6 protein-coding genes and 1 tRNA gene are annotated in these 4263 nt (G+C 37.1%); 4 read left to right on the plus strand and 3 right to left on the minus strand.

Features of this window, described 5'->3' with window-relative positions:
• Positions 1 to 166 precede the first annotated feature (166 nt).
• A complete protein-coding gene (locus tag HE1_RS04065; protein WP_035544996.1) occupies positions 167 to 361 on the minus strand; it encodes a helix-turn-helix domain-containing protein in 195 nt (64 codons plus the stop codon).
• A 530-nt stretch (positions 362 to 891) separates the two neighbouring features.
• Between HE1_RS04065 and HE1_RS04070 the strand changes: the two genes are divergently transcribed.
• Positions 892 to 1638, plus strand: coding sequence for a hypothetical protein (locus HE1_RS04070; RefSeq protein ID WP_035544999.1), 747 nt, complete (start codon positions 892 to 894; stop codon positions 1636 to 1638).
• Between the two features lie 6 nt (positions 1639 to 1644).
• On the opposite strand, the gene HE1_RS04075 is transcribed toward HE1_RS04070, so the two are convergent.
• Positions 1645 to 2625: an L-threonylcarbamoyladenylate synthase gene (locus HE1_RS04075; RefSeq protein WP_035545001.1), complete on the minus strand. Its 981-nt coding sequence runs from the start codon at positions 2623 to 2625 to the stop codon at positions 1645 to 1647.
• A gap of 188 nt (positions 2626 to 2813) precedes the next feature.
• Here HE1_RS04075 and HE1_RS04080 point away from each other — a divergent pair.
• From HE1_RS04080 to ruvX, 3 genes are all read left to right on the plus strand, one after another.
• A tRNA-Pro gene (locus tag HE1_RS04080) sits at positions 2814 to 2887 on the plus strand.
• Between the two features lie 90 nt (positions 2888 to 2977).
• Positions 2978 to 3442 (plus strand): transcription elongation factor GreA, encoded by a 465-nt coding sequence (gene greA / locus HE1_RS04085; RefSeq protein WP_006302103.1) that lies wholly within the window; start codon positions 2978 to 2980, stop codon positions 3440 to 3442.
• Between the two features lie 32 nt (positions 3443 to 3474).
• On the plus strand, positions 3475 to 3894 hold the full coding sequence (gene ruvX, locus HE1_RS04090) for a Holliday junction resolvase RuvX (RefSeq protein ID WP_206537238.1): 420 nt from the start codon (positions 3475 to 3477) through the stop codon (positions 3892 to 3894).
• Positions 3895 to 4019: 125 nt separating this feature from the next.
• On the opposite strand, the gene HE1_RS07345 is transcribed toward ruvX, so the two are convergent.
• Positions 4020 to 4178 (minus strand): hypothetical protein, encoded by a 159-nt coding sequence (locus HE1_RS07345; protein WP_242837199.1) that lies wholly within the window; start codon positions 4176 to 4178, stop codon positions 4020 to 4022.
• Between the last annotated feature and the right edge of the window lie 85 nt (positions 4179 to 4263).

The raw sequence follows: 4263 nt of genomic DNA on the forward strand, positions 1-4263 counted from the left end.
GCTATGCTCTCTTCCCTATTGGATCTCTCTACGGAGTACCTCAGTCGTTCTGGCATTTGCGTGTAATACTTGTCCCATAAACTTTTCCTCCATGAATTATTGTCTTCATAATATACTCCATAATTCTATGGGATCAAACAAATAGCTTTGATCCTAAGGTGCGCCCCTACTTCAAAACAGAGGTCTCACTGACACCAAAAAGCTGAGCAATTCGGTTCATTGAAAGACCGCTTGCGTATAAAACGAGGGCTTGGAGCTTGTCTTTTTCAGGCACACCTCGTGAAATTTTTTCCACATTTTTTACATTAGTACCGCTGAACCACTCGAAAAAAACCGCTTTTAAAGCATCCCTAACATTCACAAAATTTACATACAATCATTTTTAGAGACTTTTAAAACAATTCCTTTACCAATTTTAACAAAAAATATCTTTAGTTAAAGGCTTCTTTTTTTCGATTGTATTACAAAAAACAAGAATTTTTTGATTTTACATCTTGTAATGTTATTAATCGTATTTATTTATATTATATTTTATTAAAAGAATTATCTTTACAAACCATATTCTTAAAAAATTTTTAAATTGATCGCTTTCGATATATAAGGGGTTTTTTGTAGTCTAGACGTCACATTTACACTATAACAAAAAGTCCTTTCTCTTTTTCTAATATTTAGTTGTTTGTACAAAAATTTTATTAAAGCATTAGAATAAAAATTAATATTACACACCGAGTTTATAACAAAAAATTTAAAGACTTTCACTATAAGCACGCTATCTATTGTTTTTTTTATAAGGCAAATATATCATCGCTGTGTGTTTGAAAATGAAGGTGTGTGAGATGAAAAAGATACGGTGTGTGTTTGCCTTGATGACAGTTAGCAGCGTTACTTGCTTTGGGGGGGGGAAAACGTTTTAAACGATATTACAAAAAAATTGAAGAAGGAGCTAAAAGAATATTTCAGCAATTTGGAACTTCAGAAAATTTTTGTGATTTCTTGAAAAAAGTTTCTCTCTCGGTCATTAATTTAGCAAACAATGAAGTAGAAATTAACAAGGCGCTTCGCAGCATGGCTTTAAGCGCATTTGCGTATAATTTAGACTCGACAAAGGTGTTTGGCTCTGGATTAAAAACGTTAGAAAACTTTCAGAGAAATTTAAAACAAGAGGGAGGAATAGAAGAAAAACTCCCCTTATTTGAAGCCATTGTATTAGAACGCACAAGCCTGTCTTCCCCTACTGACCAGGGAGAGCCCGGAAGGTGGCGTTTTTTAAGGTCTATTTTTTCCTTTGAAAATGCAGTGTATCCTGAAGATAGGGACTTGGCTTTGGCTGATATAAGCGCTAAGACAAAAAAAGAGCTTGCTTGTGAATGCTTACTAATTTGCGGAGCAGATTTGCAACTTGAAAAAAAAATTTTGGTAGAGCAGTTTGCTCGACTTCAAAAAGAACAATCTAAGAAGGCTTCTCAAGCCAGCGAAGAATTGCAGCTAGTGGAAAAAAGCTCTAGCAGTTCTGATGAATCAAGCTTGTCTAAAAAGGAAAACAACGAAAGCAGCTGCTCATCATCTCAACGAGGTTCTGAAGATTTTGACGAACCTGATCAATGTCTAAAGACAAGCAGACACAATCGAAGCGATTAGGTTTTGCTAAGAGTGATCTTTAAGTGCCGCTCTTGTCAACCGGTCGTTAATTGCAGCGCCTATTCCGTAAGATGGAATAGGCACGATTCCAATAGAAAGACATTTTTCTGAGCGATCTAAATAATGAAGAGCAGAAAAGATGTTTCTTGCAGCCTCTTCAATATTTTTTTTTACGCTAAGTTGCACAAATGGTTGGGTTGGCAAATCTCCTTGCAGAGGACCAAATCCTATGATCCCCATTTCAAGATCAAACGGGGGTGAAACATTCAAAAACAAAGGCTTTTTAGGAGAATAATGCTGAAATGAAGTTCCTGGTGTAATAATATCTGAGCTTTGCGCTTCTTGAAAAGAGATATCCGGGAATTCTTTCAGTAATTTTTCTAAAGTCCAGTATCCTGGGCGCAAAATAGAAAAGGGATAAAACCTCAAATCAATAATGGTAGATTCAACCCCTATAACACACGGCCCTGCATCTAGTACTGGTACTGTTCCTGAAAAGGCTTGATGCACATGCTCTGCAGTTGTTGGGCTTACTCCCCCCGAAGGATTTGCACTGGGAGCAGCAAGAGGGCCGACCTGATTCAATATATAATGCATTACTGGGTGATTAGGAACCCGAATAGCAAAACTCGCAAGCCCACAATGCGCCAAAGAAACAACCCTAGAGTCAGGAGATTTGTCAACAACAACAGTCAATGGACCGGGCCAAATTTTTTTTACGAGTTTTTTTCCTTGCTCACAGAGCACCCCATCTTTCAATGCCATTTCTTGAGTTGCGTAATGAACGATTAAAGGGTTAGAAATTGGACGTCGTTTAACTTCATAAATCTTTTCTACTGCCTCAACACTTTCTGCGCGTCCCGCCAAACCATACACTGTTTCTGTAGGAAGGGCGACAATCTGATTTTTTTTAATAAAGTCACCGCTTCCAGAAGCGCTATCCCTTGAAGCATCTTGCTTTTCTCTCCATAAGAAAAAATATTTCACCTAAATAGAACACAATAAAAAGCACTTTTATCCCCCAGAAATATAAAACAGTATACCAAATTTTTTTCAAATATAAACAGAATGAAGGGAAAAATACAAGCGATGCGTGTCAAGATATCCAATTTGGCGATAATAATTTTTATTCAGTCTTGTCAACTGAAATGGATTGTGCTACCATTCCTAATATTCGGGGTGTGGCGCAGCCTGGTAGCGCGTCTGCTTTGGGAGCAGAATGTCGGAGGTTCAAATCCTTTCACCCCGACGCCCTTTGTGGTGTTGCTTTTAAAAAAAAATAGTATTATAATATATTTGGTATTTTTTTTATTCGATATTTGTGTCCAATTCTATCCCCATGACGGAACGTGGTTTACGTCAACTTCAAGACGAACTTAGAAATTTAACTTTTGTAGAAAGACCTCAGGTTATTGCAGAAATAGCAAAAGCTCGCTCTTACGGAGACCTTTCAGAAAATGCGGAATATGCCGCAGCGAAAGAAAAACAGCACCTTGTAGAGCGGCGTATTCGCTATATAGAAGAGCGCATATCTCGTGCTCAGGTTGTAGACCTTCGAACACTTTCCGGAAACAAAGTGTTTTTTGGTGCTTATGTTGTTTTAGAAGACGAGGAGCGCGAAGTTCAATACCAAATAGTTGGAGCGGACGAAGCAGACATAAAGCAGGGAAAACTTTCCATAGAAGCGCCGCTGGCAAAAGCGTTGATAGGAAAAGAAGTGGGAGACTATGTGGTGCTTACCATAGTTCAAAAAGAAAAGCAGTTTTTAATTAAGTCTGTTCAGTATAGTTGCGATACAGATTAGTGCAACAACACATCTCTTTAGAAGAACGAGCGGTGTTAAATCAGACAGAAACGTGTTTGGGGATAGATCTTGGAAAAAAACTTACAGGAATTGCTATATCAAATCCAGAAAACACTTTGGCAGTTCCGCTGGAAGTTCTTTCTACATCGGCGTATAGTCGTTTAGCAAAAAAAATCATAGAAATTTTGAAGGGCTATTCTGCCTCTTGGGTGGTTTTGGGGCTTCCCTTGAATTTAGATGGATCTTGGAGCAAAGGGTGCGATTTAGTCGTAGAATTTGCAAGTTTTTTAACGCCCTATCCTGTGTGCTTATGGGATGAGCGTTTAAGCACACTTTCCGTTCAGCACCTTACAATTTCTAAAAGCAAAAAGATCGATGCTCAAGCAGCAACAGTTATATTACAACATGCTCTAGACCGCCTAAGCTATTTAAGGAAAGAAAAGTACTATTAAAAATTTATAGAGATTATTTAATTTTTCTAAGAATTGACGTTGCAAAAATTTCAGTTACTTTTTAAATAGATTTGATTGCTTAAAAAAAAATACAGGTAATACAAGATCTTATTACTAGGAAACTTTCAACAAAAGATAGCATGATTAATTTTCAAAGTTTTATTAGCATGAAGCGCCGCAAAAATATGCAGTGTTCCCTCTAGCATCTCAAGTGGTCGTGTGTTTGCAAGGGGGGGGCGAAATCCATAAGAGTTGAAAGTGTCAAAATAAATGTTTAACAGCATTGAAATCCCCTCCTGAAATAATAATTAATGTTTTAATAAAAGATTTATCTAGATCTCATGTAAATTGAAATAATGGAATTTTGAA

Source organism: Holospora elegans E1, from assembly GCF_000648275.1.
GTDB lineage: Bacteria > Pseudomonadota > Alphaproteobacteria > Holosporales > Holosporaceae > Holospora > Holospora undulata_A.

Excerpts from the sequence above, each read along its gene's own strand:
- greA (WP_006302103.1), top strand. The coding sequence starts at position 2,978 with ATGACGGAACGTGGTTTACGTCAACTTCAAGACGAACTTAGAAATTTA.
- HE1_RS07345 (WP_242837199.1), bottom strand. The coding sequence starts at position 4,178 with ATGCTGTTAAACATTTATTTTGACACTTTCAACTCTTATGGATTTCGC.